The sequence below is a fragment of the Amycolatopsis sp. NPDC000009 genome (assembly GCF_055563465.1).
This window is the reverse complement of sequence record NZ_JBVHDI010000012.1, coordinates 116,144-133,132: the sequence shown is the minus strand read 5'-3', so window position 1 is coordinate 133,132 and position 16,989 is coordinate 116,144. Positions and strand designations below refer to the sequence as shown.

Sequence of the window (16,989 nt, the reverse complement as noted above, 5' to 3'; positions counted from 1 at the left end):
CGCGCGGACCCGCACATTTTGTGCGGTCGGCACGGACTACTCTCAGCACTCGTGATTGACCCCAGGACTCTGCGCGATGACCCGGACGTCGTGCGCGCTTCGCAGCGCGCCCGTGGCGAGGACGAAGGAGTGGTCGACAAGCTGCTCTCCCTCGACTCCCGTCGCCGGTCCTCCATCGCCGCCGCCGACAAGCTGCGCGCCGAGCAGAAGTCGCTGGGCAAGCTCATCCCGAAGGCACAGGGTGACGAGCGGGCCGAACTGCTCGCCAAGGCGAAGGATCTCGCCGCCCAGGTCAAGACGGCCGAAGTCGAGCAGACCGAGGCGTCGGAGGAGTTCGAGCAGCTGCACCGCCTGGTGCCGAACCTCGTCCACCCCGACGCGCCCGAGGGCGGCGAGGACGACTACGTCGTGCTCAAGCACGTCGGCGAGCCGAAGAAGTTCGATTTCGAGCCGAAGGACCACCTCGAACTCTGCGAGGGTCTCGGCGCGCTCGACATGGAGCGCGGCGCGAAGGTCTCGGGCTCGCGGTTCTACTTCCTCACCGGCATCGGCGCCCAGCTCCAGCTCGGCCTGCTGAACATGGCGATCGCGCAGGCGACCGCGAACGGGTTCACCCCGATGATCACCCCGACCCTGGTGCGGCCGGAGATCATGGCGGGCACCGGCTTCCTCGGCGCGCACTCGTCGGAGGTCTACCGGCTGCGCGACGACGACCTGTACCTCGTCGGCACCTCCGAGGTCCCGCTCGCCGGCTACCACGCCGACGAGATCCTCGACCTCGGTAACGGCCCGAAGCGGTACGCGGGCTGGTCGTCCTGCTACCGCCGTGAGGCCGGTTCGTACGGCAAGGACACCCGCGGCATCATCCGCGTCCACCAGTTCGACAAGGTCGAGATGTTCGTCTACACGCGTCCCGAGGACGCCGAGGCCGAGCACGCGCGCCTGCTGGACTGGGAAGAGCAGATGCTCGCCAAGATCGAGGTCCCGTACCGGGTGATCGACACCGCCACCGGCGATCTCGGCACCTCCGCGTACCGGAAGTTCGACTGCGAGGCGTGGGTGCCGTCGCAGGAGACCTACCGCGAGCTGACCTCGACGTCGAACTGCACGACCTTCCAGGCCCGCCGCCTCGGCATCCGTTACCGCGACGACGACGGCCGCCCGCAGACCGTCGCCACGCTGAACGGCACGCTGGCCACCACCAGGTGGATCGTCGCGATCCTGGAGAACCACCAGCTCGAAGACGGTTCCGTCCGGGTGCCGGAGGCGCTTCGCCCCTTCCTCGGCGGAACCGAGGTGCTCACGCCGACATCGAAGTAGCGGTCGGCGGTGAGGGGAAGAGGACGTATGCGGTATCGGAATTCGCTCGCGATCGGGCTGGCGGTGCTGACGCTCGGCGGCTGCACGTCGGTCGTCGGTGGTACGGCCTCGCCGGTGCCGGGACAGGGGCCGGTCATCACGAAGGCCGAGCCGTGCAAGCTGCTCTCGCAGGAGCAGGCGGAAGCCATCGGGGTCACCTTCCCCGGCAAGGAGCGTCCGGCGGACAAGGCCCGGAAGATCCCCGGGACCTGCCGATACCCGGAGCTGGAGGACGCGCCCGACGGGGTCACGCTGGAGGTGTCGCAGAGCTTCGACCTCTCGCTGGTCGACTACGTCAGCGGCGCTCTCCCCGGCGAGAAGTTCGGCATCGGCGGGTTCACCTGGACCCGGTACGCGTCCATCTTCGGCCCGAGCCACTGCTCGCTGATGACCGAACTCGATCCGAAGACGTTCATCGAGATCACGAGCGAAGCGCCCGGCGACGACGTCAGCAAGGCCTGCGACCTGGCGAAGGCCGCGGCTCCCGCGGTCGCGTCCCATCTGCCCGGTGGACAGCCGAGCCCGCCGCTCACCGCGCCCCCCGGCCAGAAGCCGATCGAGCCCTCCGGCCCGCTCATGACCGTCGATCCGTGCTCGCTGCTCAAACCGGAGCAGGTGACGCCGTTCAACCTCCAGGCCGCGCGGCCGATGAACGGTTCGTCGAGGGATCCGAAGAACGGCTGCCAGTGGGACGACAACGACGGCGACAAGGGCAAGAAGGCGCTCGACCTGTGGATCTACACGGCGACGAAACTCGAGGACGTCCCCGGTCTCGACGGCACGCCGGTCGAGCAGATGGTGGCGGGCAAGAAGTGGTTCGTCTACTCGAGCCCGGACAGCCCGATCTGTGTCGCGATGCTGCCGGTCACGGAAACGTCCTCGGTCAAGGTCGACACCGGTGACCTCAGCGACAACGCCAAGGCCTGCGAAATCCCGCAAGCCGTGATGCCGCTGGTGACCGGGAACATGCCCGCCTTCTAGCCGGTCAGTTCGTCGGCGATGTGCTTCGCGATCTCCAGCGCGCTGGTCGCCGCCGGTGAGGGCGCGTTGAGGACGTGCACCTGGTTCCGCGCGGTCTCGATCAGGAAGTCGTCGACGAGCGCGCCGTCCGGGCGCAGCGCTTGCGCGCGGACGCCGGAGCCGTGCCGCACGATGTCGTCCTCGGTGACGGCGGGCACGAGCCGCGCGAGGCTTTCGGCGAAGCGGCGGCGCGAGAACGACCGGCGGACCTCGTCGAGCCCGGTCGGGTACGCGTACTTGCGCGCGAGCCGCCAGACGCCGGGGAAACGGGCGACTTCGGCGAGATCCTTCGCCGAGATGTCGCGCCAGGTGTAGCCCTCGCGGCGAAGCGCGAGCACGGCGTTGGGGCCGGCGTGCACGCTGCCGTCGAGCATGCGGGTCAGGTGCACGCCGAGGAACGGCAGCGACGCGTCCGGGACCGGGTAGATCAGGCCGCGCACGAGATGGCGGCGTTCCGGCTTCAGCTCGTAGTACTCGCCGCGGAACGGCACGATCCGCGCGCTCGGGGTCAGCCCGGCGAGCCGCGCGACGCGATCGGCGTGCAGGCCCGCGCAGTTGACGAGCGCGTCCGCGTGGATCACGTCGTCCCCGGTGGCCACCTCGACGCCGCCGGCGCGGCCGGGCCGGATCCCCAGCGCGGGCGTGCCGAGGCGCAGGTCGGCGTCGGCTTCGTCGAGCAGCCGCACCAGGGCGGCGCAGACGCCCGCGAAGTCGATGATGCCGGTGGACTCCACGCGCAGCGCGGCGACGCACGAGACCTCGGGCTCGTACTCGCGCGCCTCGCTCGGCGTGATCAGCTTCGCCGGGACACCGTTCGCCTCTGCGCGTTCGGCGAGCACCTTCAGCGCCGGAAGCTCCGCCTCGGAGGTGGCGACGACGAGTTTTCCGCAGACCTCGACCGGCACCCCGTACTGCCGCGCGAAGTCCACAATGGACCGGTTGCCCGCGCTGGCCATCCTGGCCTTGAACGAACCCGGCTTGTAGTAGAGCCCCGCGTGCACGACGTTCGAGTTGTGCCCGGTCTGGTGGGCCGCCCAGTGGTCCTCCTTTTCGAGCACCGTGACGTCCAGACCACGTTTGGTCAGCTCCCAGGCGGTGGCGAGACCGACGATCCCGCCCCCGATGACTACGACTGTGCGCACGATCGACCAGGTTACCCGGAGCGCTACCTGACAGCTGTCAGGTTCGGTGGTACGGTACCTAACCAATGTCAGGTAAGCGTTTGAGCAGGGAAGAACGCCGGGAGCGGATCCTCGCCGCGGCGGCGCGGGTGTTCGCCGCCTCCGGCTACGACGCGGCCGGGATGCGCGAGGTCGCGACGGCCGCCGGCATCAGCACGCCCGTGCTCTACGACCACTTCCCGGCCAAGGCCGCGCTCTACGCCGGGCTCCTGGAGTCCGAAGTGGACAGTCTGCTGGCGGGCTGGGCGGAGCTGCCGCCTTCGGACACCGCCGAGGAGCTGCTGCGCGGCCGGGTGGCGGCGATCTTCGCCTGGATGGAGACGAACGAACGCGGCTGGCGGATGATCTTCGCCGAGACGCCGTCCGACGAGGCGGTCGCCGAGGTGCACCGGCGCGGTCAGGCCAGGGCCACGGGGCGGCTGACCGAGGTGTTCGCCCAGGTCCCAGGCCTGGCGCTGACCGCGGACCTGCCGCGTGACCGCGCGAACGAAGCGCTCGCCGAAGCGGCGAAGAGCGCACTGAACGCCATCGCCACCTGGTGGTGGAGCAACCGCGACATCCCGCGGGAGCACGTCGTCGCGCTCACGACGGATCTGTTGTGGCACGGGCTGGGGAACCTGATCCAGGAGGACAGATGAGCATCGAAACCGCCGGGCGGTACCGCCGCGCTCTCGAAACCCGGGACGTCGAACTCGCGCTGAGCGCCTTCGCGCCGGACGCCGTCGTGCATTCGCCGTTGACGAGCCGGGTCCGGTTCACCGGGCACGCGGAACTCAGGCCACTGTTGGAGGTCGCGTACGCGCATCTGCGCGATGTCCGGTTCCACACCGACACCGGCGACGAGGCGACGCGGGTCGTCGTCTACACCGCGCGCGTCGGCGGCGAGGAGATCGAAGAGGCGGCGGTGCTGAAACTCGGCGAAGACGGGCTCATCGCCGAAGTGACGCTGTTCGTGCGGCCGCTGCCGGGGCTCGTCGCGCTGATGGACGCCTTCGGCCCGGACATCGCGCGCCGCAACGGCCGCACTTTCGCGGCCCGGCTCCTGGCGGTGGCCGCGAAACCCTTGCTGGCCATGGTCCGGTCCGGCGACAAACGCGCCGTCCCGCTCGCCGGCCCGCGCTGACGATCGCGCGTGAAGGCCCCCTTCCTTCGGCTCAACCGAGGGGAAGGGGGCCTTCACGCGCGATCAGGACACAGCCACAGGAGCCGGGGCCGGGGCAGGCTCGTCTTCAGGGTCTTCGAGGACCTTCGGCACCCCGCGCAACGTGAACAGCGCGCTCACCGCCAGCAACGCCATCAGTCCCGCCGAGCACAGCATCGTCACCTGCAACCCGTCGACGAACGCCGACTTCGCACTCGCCAAGACCAGCGCGCCTTGTTCCGGCGGCAGCTGGGCCGCGACCTGCACGGCGCCGCCGAGGGTGTCCGAAACCGCCGCCGACGCCTCCGGTGGCACGCCGGCCGGGAGGACGAGCTCGTTCCGGTACAGCGCGCCGAGCACACTGCCGAGGACCGCGATCCCCAGCGCCCCACCGAGTTCGGTCGCCGTCTCGGAGATCGCCGACGCCGCGCCCGCCCTGGCCTTCGGGACGACGCCGAGCACCGTGTCCGTCGCGACGGTGAGGATCAACGCGAGGCCTACGCCGAAGACGATCATCGCGGCGAGCAGATCGGTGTAGACGATCGTCACGCCGACGCTCGCGTACAACGCGAAGCCGACAGCCGACAGGGCACAGCCGAGCGCGATCGTCGCGGCGCGGCCGAAGGCCTTGATCCCCAGCGGCGCGAGCACACCGCCGAGGATCGCGCCGCCCATCCCGGGCAGCCCGGCGAGCCCGGACTTCAGCGGCGACCAGCCCGCCACCAGCTGCAGGTACTGCGCGAACATCAGTGAGACCGCGAGCTGCGCGAACATCGCCAGGATCGTGGTGCCGACGGTCGCCGAGAACGCCCGCTGGGCGAACAGCTTCAGGTCCATCAACGGTTCGGCCAGCCGCGGCTGCCGCAGGACGAACGCCAGCAGGCAGCCGAGGCCGAGCACGGCGGCGACCGCGACGTCCCAGTGTTCCCAGCCCTTGTACGCGATCTCCTTGATCGTGTAGACGATCCCGACCATGCCGACGAGCGAAAGCAGCACGCTGGGCACGTCGATGCGATGGGGCACCGGGTTCTTCGACTCGGGCAGGATCAGCGCACCCGCGATCACCATGACCACCACCACCGGCACGTTGACCAGGAACACCGAACCCCACCAGAAATGGTCGAGCAGGAAACCGCCGACGAGCGGCCCCATGCCGAAACCGAGGATCGTCAGCCCGCTCGAAACCCCGATCACGGCCGCGCGTTCCTTGCCGGTGAACACGTTCCGCACGATCGACAGGGTCGACGGCATCAGCGTCGCGGCGGCGATCCCGAGCAGCGCGCGGGCGGCGATCAGGAGTTCCGCCGTCGGCGCGTACGCCGTGACCACCGAGGCGACCCCGAACAGCGACGCCCCGATCAGCAGCAGCTTCTTCCGCCCGATCCGGTCGCCGATGTTCCCCATCGTGATCAGCAGCCCGGCGAGGGCGAAACCGTACGCGTCGGCGATCCACAGCAGCTCCGTCGTCGACGGGTGCATCTGCTCCGAAAGCGACGGCAGCACCAGGTGCAGCACGGTCAGGTCGATCGCGATCAGCAGCTGCGCCAGCACGCAGACCGCGACGGTGCCGATCTTGCGGCCCTTGCCGATGGTCACCGCGAGACCCCGAAGGTGAGTTCCGGCGTGTGCCGCGCGGCGCCGTTTTCGCCGTCACCCAGGTAGAACCGGGTGCTCAGGGTGCGGGCCGCGGGGTCGAGGACGCTGCGCCACAACGTCCGCCACGGCGCGCCGGGCTCGACCGCGAAGGACACCGCGTCGAGCGCGTCGCGCGGCCCGGCGTCCGCCTCCTTGGTGATGGTGCGAAGCCGCTCGTAGGTGCGCATGGTCTCGGGGGTGTCCTCGGGCAGCGCGTCGAGATCCGGATGACGGTGCAGCAGGTGGTTCGTGACGCACAGCGGACCGTCGGCCACCTCGACGAAGTACTCGACGTCGTGCGCTCCGCGTTCGTACACGAAGCCGCGGCCGGAGGCGTCGGCGACGATGTAGTGACAGGGCGCGCCGTGCGCGTACTGCTTGGCGAGCATCAGCGCTTCCTTGGCCTCACCGACGGTTTCGCAGGTGTCCAGCAGATATCGGCACACCTGCAGCACCGAGAGGCCAGCCTGCGGACCGTGGTCCAGCGGCATGGCCGTCTCGACCTCGGCCATCAGCAGGGTGACGACGAGCCCCGCCTCGTTGACCCCCTCCGTTCCACCGTCCATTGTGGACATCGATAGGGAGGTCGAGGCGATGCCGTCGTCGGGGATCGTGGTCAGGACGTAGGGCCGTGACGCCATCGGCACGGTCCCGTCGTCGACCGGCTCCTCCCCGGCCAGCACCGCACCCAGCTGAGTCCAGCTCATGGTGAAGAAGTCGTAGTTGCGGCCGAGCTCGCTGCCCGTCCAAAGCGCCGAACAACCCGATCCGGCGGGCAAGGCACTCGCGTCGTCGAAGGAGACCGCCGCGTCGGCTGGGAATCCGTGCGCCTCGGCGAACCCGGCCGTGCGCGCCGCGTACTGAGGCCAGTTCCGCGCGAACCAGGCCCGCCGCGCCTTGGCCACGATCGGGTCGAGCGACGGCGGCGACCAGTCCGAGCGCGCCTTCACTTCGGCGCCGAGGGCGTGGCCGATTTCGGCCTGGGAGCCGCGCAGCGTCAGATGCCGCACGGCGAGGAAGTCTTCGGGAGATCCCGCTACGTAGGTCATGCCCCGGAGGGTGTCCGCCACCGCTGACCGTCCACGCACCAAGCGCTGTCAGTCCGCTGCCAGTGTCGGTGCTTGTCATCGGAATGTCATGTGCCCCGCGCGAAAGTGGTCCCACCAGGCAACGACAAACGAGGGAAACCCATGCTCAGCAACAAGGTGTACATCATCGGCGGGGCCGTCATCAGCGTCCTCTTCGTCGCGCTCGCGCTGGTCGAGTTCTCCACCGGCTACCCGGACGACGGCCTGCAGGACCTGCTCTACGCCGCCGTCAGCGCCGGCGCCGGCGTGCTGCTGTACGTCCTGGACCGTCGTCAGCGCGCGCGGCGTGATGCCCGATGAGGAACATCGACGGCGGCTTCCTCGCCGCACCCGACCAGGCCTCCCTCCAGCGCCGCGAGCAGGACGTGCGCAAAGGCAAGCTCGCGCTGATGCTGGCCGTCGTCGGCGGGTTCGTCGCGCTGATCGCCGGCTACAACGTCGTCGCCGACTTCTCCCCGGTTTCGCTGGTGGTGACGATGCTCGGGCTGGCCGCCGCGATCGGCGGCGGGCTGCTCACCAAACACCTGATGCGCGCCGTACGGTTCCGGGTGCACAAACCGAACGCGGGCCTGGTCGGCGCCGCGAAACTGACCGGGATGGTGGTGGTCGTCCTCGGCTTCATCGCACTGGTCGGCTCGCTGGAAGGGCCCGGGGTGCTGCGGATCATCGCGATCGCCGTCGGTTGCGCGGCCATCGGCTACGTGAAGTCGCTGCACGACCAGCAGTGGGTGCTCTTCGAACTGGACGCGGTCGGCGTCCGGATCGAGCGGACGGTCGTGCCGTGGCGGGACGTCACCCGGCTCACCATCGATCCGGTCGGCCCCGGGATGACCCGCCTCGGCGCGGTCCCGGCCAACGCGGCGCCGCTGTACGTCGCGGTCCAGGACACCGAGTTCGACCAGCGGCTCCTCGCCGAGGCCGTCGGCCGCTTCGCGCCGCAGGGCACGCAGCTGACCCGCGCTTAGGCGCCCGACGCGGCTACGACCGTCCGCGGGTGCCGGCGGCGAGGTGGTCTTGCGCGGCCCGGGCCTCACCTCTCACCGGCTCACCCCGCTCAGGCCAGCTGAGCGGCACCCCGCAGGCCGAGCCCGCGGCGGTAGGCCCGGTCGAAGTCGTCGCCGAGCCGCTCCCGCACGGTCGTCCTGAGCAGGGCGGCGTCCAGATCGACGGCGAACGGGGTGCCCCGGATGGTCACCGCCGCGCCGATCAGGACGGCCGCCCGCTCGGCGTCGCCCCGCATCAGCGCGACCCCGGCGAGACCCTCGACGGCGCAGGCCATGGTGGTGCTGTCGTGCCAGCGGTCCGCCGAAACCAGCGCCAGCCGGTGCAGTTCCTCGGCGCCGTCGATGTCTCCCTCGGCGGCAAGGACCCAGCCGAGGGAGATCCGCGCGCCGGCGCGCACCCCTTCCGCCGCGAACGAACCACCGGAACACTCCGCGAGCGCGCGTTCACTCAGCGCGCGGGCCGCCACCAGATCGCCCTCGTGCCGGGCGAGGAACGACAGCCCGACGTACCCGGCCGCCCGGCTTTCCGGCATCCCGGCGCGGCGCGCGATCTCGATGGCGAGTTCGAAATCCGCCCGCGCGCCCGCCGCGTCGCCGTGGAGCAGCTTGCTGCCGCCGCGACGGCACAGCAGATCCGCGTTGTCGTCGGACGCGCCGAGTTCCCGCATCAGCCGCAGGGCCTCGTTCATCGTTTCGAGCGCTTCGGCCTGCCGGTCCGTCCAGATCAGGATCTGTGACAGATGGTCTAGGGCCATGGAAAGGCCCCAGCGTTCCCCGATCCGGCGGAACGCCTCCGCCCCTTCGCGCAAGAACTGCTCCGCCGTTTCGAGGTCGCCCTGCATCAGCGCGCGGAGGCCGTAGCCGGTCGGCGCGAGGGCGAGACTCCAGGCGTCGCTGTTCGCCAGCAGCATCCGGCTGCGTTCGATCAGCGCGTCGTCGTCACCGGGCGGGCCGGTCACGACACCCATCAACAGCAGCAGCGCCGGGTTCCGGGGTGCCTTGACCAGGCTCAGCATGAGCCCGTCCACCAGCGGCAGGTGCCTGTCGAGTGCTTCGTGGCCCCGCAGTCCGGCGGCGGCGGTGAGCACGCAGAGCTGGTACTCCTCTTCGAGACCGTCCGGTGCCCGCTCGCCGAGCCGTTTGACCACTTCCAAGCACAGCGTCGAACCCTCGAAGCGGCGACCGCGCATCCACCAGTAGGTCACCAGCGAAGCCGAAAGCCGGAGCGCGATCCGCACGTCGGATTCTTCGGCCCAGCGCAACGCGGCCAGGAGATCGTCGTAGGCGGCGTCGAGCCGGGCGAGCCAGACCAGCTGGTCCCCGGTGCGCAGCAACGGACCCGCTTCCTCGGCGAGGGCGAGGAAATGCTCGGCGTGCGCGCGCCGCAACCGGTCGGTTTCGCCCGCTTCGGCGAGTTTTCCGGCGAAGAAGGCCCGGATGGTTTCGAGCATCCGATACCGGTCGCCGGTGCGTTCGACCAGCGATCTGTCCACAAGGGACGGAAGCAGCTCCGCGACGTCCGGCACGGCGCAGACCGCTTCGGCGTCGGCCAGGGTCGTGCCGCCCGCGAAAACGGTCAGCCGCCTGGCGAGCAGGCGCTCGTCCTCGTCGAGCAGGTCCCAGCTCCACTCGACGACGGCGCGCAGCGTGCGATGGCGGCTCTCGGCGACCCGGCTGCCCCGCGAGAGCAGCCCGAACCGGTCGTCCAGCCGGGACGCGATCTCGCCGACCGGCAGGGTCCGCACCCGCGCGGCGGCGAGCTCGATGGCCAGCGGCAACCCGTCGAGCGCGGCGCAGACACGCTGGACGTCGCCCGCGGTGTCGTCGTCGACCGCGAAACCCGGATCGCCCGCCCGCGCGCGGTCGGCGAACAGCCGGACGGCGGCGAATTCCAGCGACCGGGCGGGCGCCGTGCCCGGCGGCGGCACGGCGAGCCGCGGTACGGGGGAGACGACCTCGCCGGTGATGCCCAGCGGCTCGCGGCTGGTGGCGAGCACCCGCAGCGCGGGGGCCGCGCCGAGCAGCCGGGCGGCCAGCTTCGCGGCGGCCTCGATCAGGTGCTCGCAGTTGTCGAGCACCAGCAGCACCGCGCGCTCGGCCAGCGCGCCGATCAGCCGCTCCACGGGCGAACCCTCCACCGGGGTGGTGACCGTCCCGAGCGGGACCGATCGGAGGCCGAGCGCGGTCAGCACGGCGTGGGCCACGTCGTCGTCCTCGGTGTAGGGCGCGAGTTCGACGAAGACCGCCGGGAGGTCCATCGCGGCCGCGGTCTCGATGGCCAGCCGGGTCTTGCCCGCCCCGCCGGGACCGGTCAGGGTCACCAGCCGCGAGCGGTCCAGCCGGGCGAGCACGTGCCGGAGGTCGCCTTCGCGGCCGACGAAGCTGGTGAGCTGCGCTGGGAGCGCCGCGGACGTGGCTTTGGCAGGCGGCGCTTCACCGCGAAGCACGGCCAGATGCGCGGCGGCGAGGTCCGGCCCGGGGTCGGCGCCGAGTTCGTCGGCCAGGACGCGGCGGCCGTCCTCGAACGCGGTGAGCGCGTCGGCCTGCCGTCCCGCGGCATGCAACGCGCGGATCAACAGCGCACGGGGCCGTTCCCGCAGCGGTTGCTCGTCGACGACCTCGCGAAGCTCGGCGAGGACGTCTTCGTGCTTTCCCAGCTTGAGCTCGGCCTCGACGCGGTCCTCGATCGCCGACGTCTTCAGCTCGTTCAGCCTGGTGACCTGCGGATCGCGGAACGGCGCGTCGGTAATGTCCGCGAACGCCGGACCGCGCCAGAGCCCGAGAGCGTCACGAAGCAGTTCCGCCGCCTTCGCGGCGTCTCCCGCCGCGAGAGCGCGTCGTCCCTCGGCGGCGAGCCGCTCGAACCGGTGCACGTCGACGTCGTCGAGATCCACGGCGAGCCGGTAGCCCGCCGGGCTGAACTCGACGGGCGCGAGCTCCTTCAGCGCGCCCCGCAGCCGCGAGACCTGCGATTGGAGCGCGTTCGCCACACCTTCGGGTGGTTGCTCGCCGTAGAGGCCGTCGATGAGACGCTCCGCCGGGACGACCCGGCCGGCCTCCAGCGCGAGCAACGCGAACAGCGTCCGGACCCTGGGCCCGCCGATCGGAACGGTGGTGCCGTCGTCGCGGCGCACCTCCGTCGCCCCCAGAACGCGGAATCGCATGGTTAGAGGTTAGGGGTCGTTTACCTGGGTGGATCCAGCCCGCCCGAGATCGGCCGAATGGCGTCTATACACTTCGCCGGGTCCCCACGCAATGGGAGAGGTATGTCTGAGCAGGAACCCGTCGTTCTGGGTCAGCCGACCGTCGGCGACGAAGAGCTCGCCGCGGTGGCGGAGGTGTTCCGGTCCGGCTGGCTGGCCGGCGCCGGCCCCGCGTGCCGCCGTTTCGAGGAACGCTTCGCGAAGACCGTCGGCACCGCGCACGCCCTGACCACCAGCAACTGTGGCTCGGCACTCTTCCTCGGGCTGCGTGTGCTCGGCGTGAAGCCGGGCGACGAGGTCATCGTCGGCGACTACACGTTCCCCGCCACCGGCCACGCCGTGCTCCAGGCCGGCGCGACTCCGGTGTTCGCGGACATCCGCCCGGACGTCTGGAGCGCCGACCCGGCGTCGATCGAAGCCCTGATCACCCCGCGCACGGTCGGCATTCTCGCCGTCGACGTCGCCGGGCAGCCCGGGGACTTCGACGAGTACCGCGCCATCGCCGACAAGCACGGCCTGTGGCTGTTCGAGGACGCCGCCTGCGCCGCGGGCGCGACGTACAAGACCCGCCCGGCAGGCAGCCTCGCCGACCTGGCCGCGTTCTCCTTCCACGGCCGCAAGGGCATCACCGCGGGCGAAGGCGGCGCGCTGGTCTCGGACCGCGAAGACCTCATCGAGCACGCGCGCAAGCTGCACACCTACGGCATCGAGCCCGCCATCACCCGCGAGGGTTCCGGCGCGCTGCCGATCCCGGAGTTCCACGAGCTGGGCTACAACTTCCGGCTTTCGGACGTGCAGGCCGCCATCATGAACGTCCAGCTGGACCGCCTCCCCGACCTGCTCTCGGCCCGCCGTTCGGTGGCCAAGCGCTACCACGAGGCCTTCGAAGACCTGTCCGGTCTCGACGTGCCGGTGGAACTTCCGGACCGCGAACACCCGTGGCAGGCCTACATCCTCACCGTGGCCCCGGAGATCGACCGCGACGCGCTCGCGCTGCGGATCCGCGAGCAGGGCGTGCAGTGCAACTTCGGCACCTACGCCTCGCATCTCCAGCCCATCTACGGCAAGAAGCAGACCTTGCCGGTTTCGGCGGACCTCTTCGCCCGTCATCTCGCCATCCCGATGCACGCCAACCTCACCGATGCCCAGGTCGACCGGGTCATCGGGACCGTCAGCGCCGCACTGCCGAGCTAGGAGAGAAATGCCCGACAAGAAGGTCCTCTTCACCGGGGGCGGCGGTTTCATCGCCGCGCACGTCATCCCCATGCTGATCGAAGGCGGCTACACCGTCCGCGTCTTCGACAACATGACGCGTGGTGACCGCGCCCGGATCAACGAGTTCGTCGCCACCGGCAAGGTCGAACTGGTCGAGAAGGACGTGCGCTACGGCGGCGCCGTGCGCGAGGCCATGCGAGGCTGCACCCACGTCATCCACTTCGCCACCGTGTCGATCAACAAGTCGGTCGCGGACCCGCACGAGTCCATCGACATCAACATGGTCGGCAACCACAACGTCTTCGCCGCCGCGGCGGACGAGGGTGTCGAGCGGCTCGTGTTCGCCTCGACCGCGTCCGTCTACGGCGACCCGAAGCGGCTGCCGATGCACGAGGACGACGAGCTCAAGCCGCTCACGCCGTACTGCATCTCGAAGCGCGCGGGCGAGGACATGCTCGGTTTCTACGAGCGCACCAAGGGCCTGTCCTGGAACGCGCTGCGCTTCTTCAACGTGTACGGCCCCGGCCAGAAGATCGAGGCCTACTACACGTCGGTGATCAACCACTTCATCCAGCGCCTGCGCGCCGGCCAGCCGCCGATCATCGACGGCCGCGGCGACCAGTCGATGGACTTCGTGCACGTCACGGACCTGGCCAGGGCCGTCGTCGCGGCGCTCGAGTCGGAGAAGGCGAACCTGCCGATCAACATCGGCACCGGGATCGACACCTCCGTCGCGACGCTGGCGAAGATCCTCATCGACGCCGTCGGCGTCAACGTCGAGCCGCTGTTCAACGAGCGCGACGTGCTGGTCTCGCGGCGCGCCGCGGACATCACCCGTGCCCGCGAGGTCCTCGGCTGGGAGCCGACGATCTCCGTGGAAGAGGGTATGTACGAACTGGTGAAGGCCTCCGAGTGACCGCCGGGCCGGGGGAGAGCCGCCCCATGCGTATCGCAGTCGTGAACAACTTCTTCCCGCCGAGGGTGGGCGGAAGCGCGCACATGGCGGCTTCCCTGGCCGAGCAGTACGCGGCGCGCGGGCACGAGGTGCTCGCGATCACGGCCGCCTACGCCGACGCCCCGGCCGACGAGACGAAGGACGGCTACCGCGTCGTCCGCCTGCCCGCGGTGAAGATGCCGCAGCTGGGCCTGTCGATCGACTTCGACATGAGCTTCGCCTCGCTGCGGCCGGGGAACTGGCGGCGGCTGTGGAAACTGCTGGACGAGTTCAAGCCGGACGCCGTCCACCTGCACGGGCAGTTCTTCGACCTGTCGTGGCTGGCCGGGCTGTACGCGCGGCGGCACAAGCTGCCGATGCTGCTGACCATCCACACGCTGCTGATCAGCGACAACAAGCTGTACGGCGGCGTGTTCCGGTTCCTGGACGGCGTGCTGGTGAAGCCGATCCTGCGCTACCTCAAGCCGCGGTACGTCATCCTCGACAAGCTCGGGGTCGACTACTGCGTCGAGCGCTACGGCACCAGCGACGCGAACTCGGACTACTTCCCGATCGCCGTCGACACCGGGAACTTCGAGAAGCCGCTGACGAAGGACGTCCGGGCGGAGCACGGGCTGGGCGACGGCCCGGTGATCGTCTCGCTCGGGCACGTGATCCCGCTGCGCAACCGGCTTCCGCTCGTCGAGGCACTGCCGTCCATTTTGGACAAGCACCCCGGCGTGAAGGTGGTCGTGGTCGGCCGCGTCTACCACGACGTCTTCCTGAAGCGGGCGGAAGAACTGGGCGTCGCGGACGCCATCATCGTCACCGGCGCCGTGCCGAAGGCCGACGTGCCTTCGTACTTCGCCGCCGCCGACATCGTGACGCACGACCTCAACGGCGGCTGCGGTACCGCGTCGCTGGAGGCGATGCTTTCGGGTACCGCGACCATCGCGTCGGTCACCGAGGACAACTACCCGGGCATCGAACTGCGCAACGGCGAGAACATCCTGCTGGTGCGGCCGGACGACAGCGAGGCGGTGGCGCGCACCGTCATCGAACTGCTCGACGACCCCGAGAAGCGGGCTTTGGTGGCACAGCGGGAAAGCGCGATGGTGCGGGCCAACTTCGGTCTCGACGTCGTCGCCGAAGAACACCTGCGTACCTTCGAGAAACTGGTGACCGAGGCCGATGTTCTTCGATGACGAGCGCAGCAACCGGCTGCGCCCGCAGATCCTGACCGAACTCGTCTCGCAGTACATGAACGACGCCGAGCGCGCCCGGTTCTACGGACTGCCGGAGTCGACGAGGGTCCGCGAACGGGTCAAGATCATCAGCCCGGAGAACCTGAAGATCGGCGAACACTGCTGGATCGGCGAAGGCGCCGCGCTCGACGCGAGCGGCGGGCTGGAGATCGGCGAGCACACCAGCATCGGGCTCAACACGCTGATCTTCACGCATTCCAGCTGGCTCGCGAACATGACGCTGCAGAACCACTCCGGCAGCGACCTCATCGAGCGCAAACCGGTGAAGATCGGCAAAGGCTGTTTCATCGGCGGCCTCGTGGTGATCATGGCCGGCGTCACGATCGGCGACTTCGCCACCGTGCAGCCGAATTCCGTGGTCGCCAAGGACGTCCCGCCGCGCACCCTGGTCGCGGGCAACCCCGCGCGCGTGTTCCAGAAGTACGACGACGAGTACATCCAGTCCGAAGTGGAGCGGGTGCGCGCCGAGAACGCGCGGCGGCGCGCGCTGGCGGAGGAACGCGGCGACGCGGCCGGGTCTTGGGGTGCTCCGGCGGGCGACTTCACGGAGTAGGTCAGAGACGTTCGGCGAGCAGCTTCGCGATCGCTTCGTAGACGTCCGCGCGGGACTTCCGGAGGTCGACGAAGGCGAGCCGGACCTGCCCCTCGCTGAGCTTGCCGACGACGATGTACGCCCTCGTGAAGTCCGTGCCGTGCTCGCAATGGACGGTCTTGTCGCCCACGCCGCCGACGGCCGTGATCGGTTCACGGCAGAACGCCTTCGCCGTGTTGTCCACCGCCGCGGTACTGTCCGCGCCGATCTCCGGCGCGACGGTGATGTGCAGCCGCGGCGCGTCGTCGATCGACTGGTGAATGTCTTCGTAGATGCAGCTGTACCGCTTCTCGGTGCCTTCCACGTCCGCGGGCTGTTCTCGCGCTTGGATCTCCGCCGAGGTGCCGAGGATCTGCGCGAGTTCGCCGACGGCGATGAACGGGCACGCGTCGGTGACCGTGGCGGGCGACGCGGGGATCGGCGTTGTCGGCGTGGGGGCCTTGTACGAAGAGGTCGGAGTCGTCTGCGAGCGGATCGGGATCACGATCTCGACCGAACAGGCCGTGGCGAGGAAGAGCAGGCCGACGGCCAGGAACCCCCAGGTTCTTCTCATCCCTGAAATGTAGCTGACCTGCGGAAACTCGGGGTCGCTTGCGGCCTCGCAACTCCTCACCGTAATGATTCACTACTTTCCGTGTTGATACGGTTCCGGGGAAACCGTGGGAAGATGGTCTGGTGATCACCGGCGAAGGAGGAGTTCGATGAGTGTCGTGGAGTGGCCTCACCGATTCCTGACGCTCGACGACTGGGCCGCGTTGCCAGAGGACCCGGAACACCGGGTCGAAGTTGTCGAAGGGGTCCTCGTCGTGTCGCCGCGTCCCTTGCTGGTCCATCAGTGGGCCGTCACGCGTTTGGGCTTTCTGCTCCATGACCAGCTGCCTGCTGGCTTCAGCGCCTGGAGCGAAGCCGAGATGATCATCGGTGCCGCTCCGCTCACCGTACGAGTGCCCGACGTGGTGGTCGCGAGAACAGAGATCATGGAAAGCAGCCCGGCTCGCGTTCCGGGCGAGTCGGCACAGCTGGTCATCGAGGTGCTCTCCGAGGGAACCGTCCGCACCGACCGGGTCACCAAGTTCTCCGAATACGCCGAAGTCGGCATCGAGCACTACTGGATCGTCGACCTCGACGATCCGGCGAGCATGATCACTTATCGCCTGGTCGACGGCGAGTACGAGAACTTCGGCGAGCACACCGGCAAGGTGAGCCTCGACTTCGACGGCGCTCCGCTCACTCTCGACCTCGACGCGCTGACCACCCGCCACGCGCAGCGCCCCTGATCGCCCTCGGAACCACCGCACCACCGAGCGCGGCTACTAGGCTCGACGGGGAGTTCCCCGGGTGAGAAGGGTGTC

Annotated in this window: 16 protein-coding genes; 11 read left to right on the top strand and 5 right to left on the bottom strand. The window is 69.7% G+C overall.

The genetic code is table 11. From position 1 onward, the window contains the following. The first annotated feature begins 51 nt into the window (after positions 1–51). Both serS and ACZ3HL_RS28195 read left to right on the top strand, forming a co-directional pair. Entirely contained in the window at positions 52–1,320 is a 1,269-nt protein-coding gene (gene serS / locus ACZ3HL_RS28200; RefSeq protein ID WP_465414638.1) for a serine--tRNA ligase, read from the top strand. Between the two features lie 27 nt (positions 1,321–1,347). Further along, complete coding sequence (locus ACZ3HL_RS28195) at positions 1,348–2,340, top strand: DUF3558 family protein (RefSeq protein ID WP_465414640.1); 993 nt, start codon at positions 1,348–1,350, stop codon at positions 2,338–2,340. Here ACZ3HL_RS28195 and lhgO read toward each other — a convergent pair. Further along, entirely contained in the window at positions 2,337–3,587 is a 1,251-nt protein-coding gene (gene lhgO / locus ACZ3HL_RS28190) for an L-2-hydroxyglutarate oxidase (protein WP_465534672.1), read from the bottom strand. The genes ACZ3HL_RS28195 and lhgO overlap by 4 nt on opposite strands. Positions 3,588–3,601: 14 nt before the next feature. Between lhgO and ACZ3HL_RS28185 the strand changes: the two genes are divergently transcribed. Beyond that, positions 3,602–4,198, top strand: a complete 597-nt coding sequence (locus tag ACZ3HL_RS28185; protein WP_465534671.1) for a TetR/AcrR family transcriptional regulator — start codon at positions 3,602–3,604, stop codon at positions 4,196–4,198. Next, positions 4,195–4,683: a nuclear transport factor 2 family protein gene (locus ACZ3HL_RS28180; RefSeq protein ID WP_465534670.1), complete on the top strand. Its 489-nt coding sequence runs from the start codon at positions 4,195–4,197 to the stop codon at positions 4,681–4,683. Before ACZ3HL_RS28185 ends, ACZ3HL_RS28180 begins: the two co-directional genes overlap by 4 nt. Positions 4,684–4,746: 63 nt before the next feature. Here ACZ3HL_RS28180 and ACZ3HL_RS28175 read toward each other — a convergent pair whose 3' ends face one another. Together ACZ3HL_RS28175 and ACZ3HL_RS28170 are read right to left on the bottom strand one after the other, a co-directional pair. After that, positions 4,747–6,297 carry an MFS transporter gene (locus tag ACZ3HL_RS28175; protein ID WP_465534669.1) on the bottom strand — a complete coding sequence of 517 codons (1,551 nt, stop codon included), beginning with the start codon at positions 6,295–6,297 and terminating at the stop codon, positions 4,747–4,749. Continuing rightward, positions 6,294–7,385 (bottom strand): C45 family autoproteolytic acyltransferase/hydolase, encoded by a 1,092-nt coding sequence (locus ACZ3HL_RS28170; protein ID WP_465534668.1) that lies wholly within the window; start codon positions 7,383–7,385, stop codon positions 6,294–6,296. Before ACZ3HL_RS28170 ends, ACZ3HL_RS28175 begins: the two co-directional genes overlap by 4 nt. Before the next feature lie 141 nt (positions 7,386–7,526). On the opposite strand from ACZ3HL_RS28170, the gene ACZ3HL_RS28165 reads away from it, so the two are divergent. Both ACZ3HL_RS28165 and ACZ3HL_RS28160 read left to right on the top strand, forming a co-directional pair. Further along, positions 7,527–7,724, top strand: coding sequence for a hypothetical protein (locus tag ACZ3HL_RS28165; protein ID WP_465414654.1), 198 nt, complete (start codon positions 7,527–7,529; stop codon positions 7,722–7,724). Next, on the top strand, positions 7,721–8,389 hold the full coding sequence (locus ACZ3HL_RS28160) for a hypothetical protein (protein ID WP_465534667.1): 669 nt from the start codon (positions 7,721–7,723) through the stop codon (positions 8,387–8,389). The genes ACZ3HL_RS28165 and ACZ3HL_RS28160 overlap by 4 nt, the downstream gene beginning before the upstream one ends. A gap of 89 nt (positions 8,390–8,478) precedes the next feature. On the opposite strand, the gene ACZ3HL_RS28155 is transcribed toward ACZ3HL_RS28160, so the two are convergent. Then, positions 8,479–11,592 carry an AfsR/SARP family transcriptional regulator gene (locus tag ACZ3HL_RS28155; RefSeq protein WP_465534666.1) on the bottom strand — a complete coding sequence of 1,038 codons (3,114 nt, stop codon included), beginning with the start codon at positions 11,590–11,592 and terminating at the stop codon, positions 8,479–8,481. 102 nt (positions 11,593–11,694) lie between these two features. On the opposite strand from ACZ3HL_RS28155, the gene ACZ3HL_RS28150 reads away from it, so the two are divergent. Genes ACZ3HL_RS28150 through ACZ3HL_RS28135 form a run of 4 tightly spaced genes read left to right on the top strand, consistent with a single transcriptional unit; the run spans position 11,695 to position 15,598 of the window. After that, positions 11,695–12,825, top strand: coding sequence for a DegT/DnrJ/EryC1/StrS family aminotransferase (locus tag ACZ3HL_RS28150; RefSeq protein ID WP_465534665.1), 1,131 nt, complete (start codon positions 11,695–11,697; stop codon positions 12,823–12,825). A 7-nt stretch (positions 12,826–12,832) separates the two neighbouring features. Further along, on the top strand, positions 12,833–13,762 hold the full coding sequence (locus ACZ3HL_RS28145) for an NAD-dependent epimerase/dehydratase family protein (RefSeq protein WP_465534664.1): 930 nt from the start codon (positions 12,833–12,835) through the stop codon (positions 13,760–13,762). A gap of 26 nt (positions 13,763–13,788) precedes the next feature. Then, positions 13,789–14,985 (top strand): glycosyltransferase family 4 protein, encoded by a 1,197-nt coding sequence (locus tag ACZ3HL_RS28140; protein WP_465414666.1) that lies wholly within the window; start codon positions 13,789–13,791, stop codon positions 14,983–14,985. Next, positions 14,972–15,598 (top strand): acyltransferase, encoded by a 627-nt coding sequence (locus ACZ3HL_RS28135; RefSeq protein ID WP_360958690.1) that lies wholly within the window; start codon positions 14,972–14,974, stop codon positions 15,596–15,598. The genes ACZ3HL_RS28140 and ACZ3HL_RS28135 overlap by 14 nt, the downstream gene beginning before the upstream one ends. 1 nt (position 15,599) lies before the next feature. Here the strand turns inward: ACZ3HL_RS28135 and ACZ3HL_RS28130 are convergent, their stop codons facing one another. Then, entirely contained in the window at positions 15,600–16,190 is a 591-nt protein-coding gene (locus tag ACZ3HL_RS28130) for a hypothetical protein (RefSeq protein ID WP_465534663.1), read from the bottom strand. A gap of 148 nt (positions 16,191–16,338) precedes the next feature. Here ACZ3HL_RS28130 and ACZ3HL_RS28125 point away from each other — a divergent pair, with 148 nt between their 5' ends. Further along, a complete protein-coding gene (locus ACZ3HL_RS28125) occupies positions 16,339–16,914 on the top strand; it encodes a Uma2 family endonuclease (protein ID WP_465534662.1) in 576 nt (191 codons plus the stop codon). Positions 16,915–16,989: the final 75 nt, after the last annotated feature.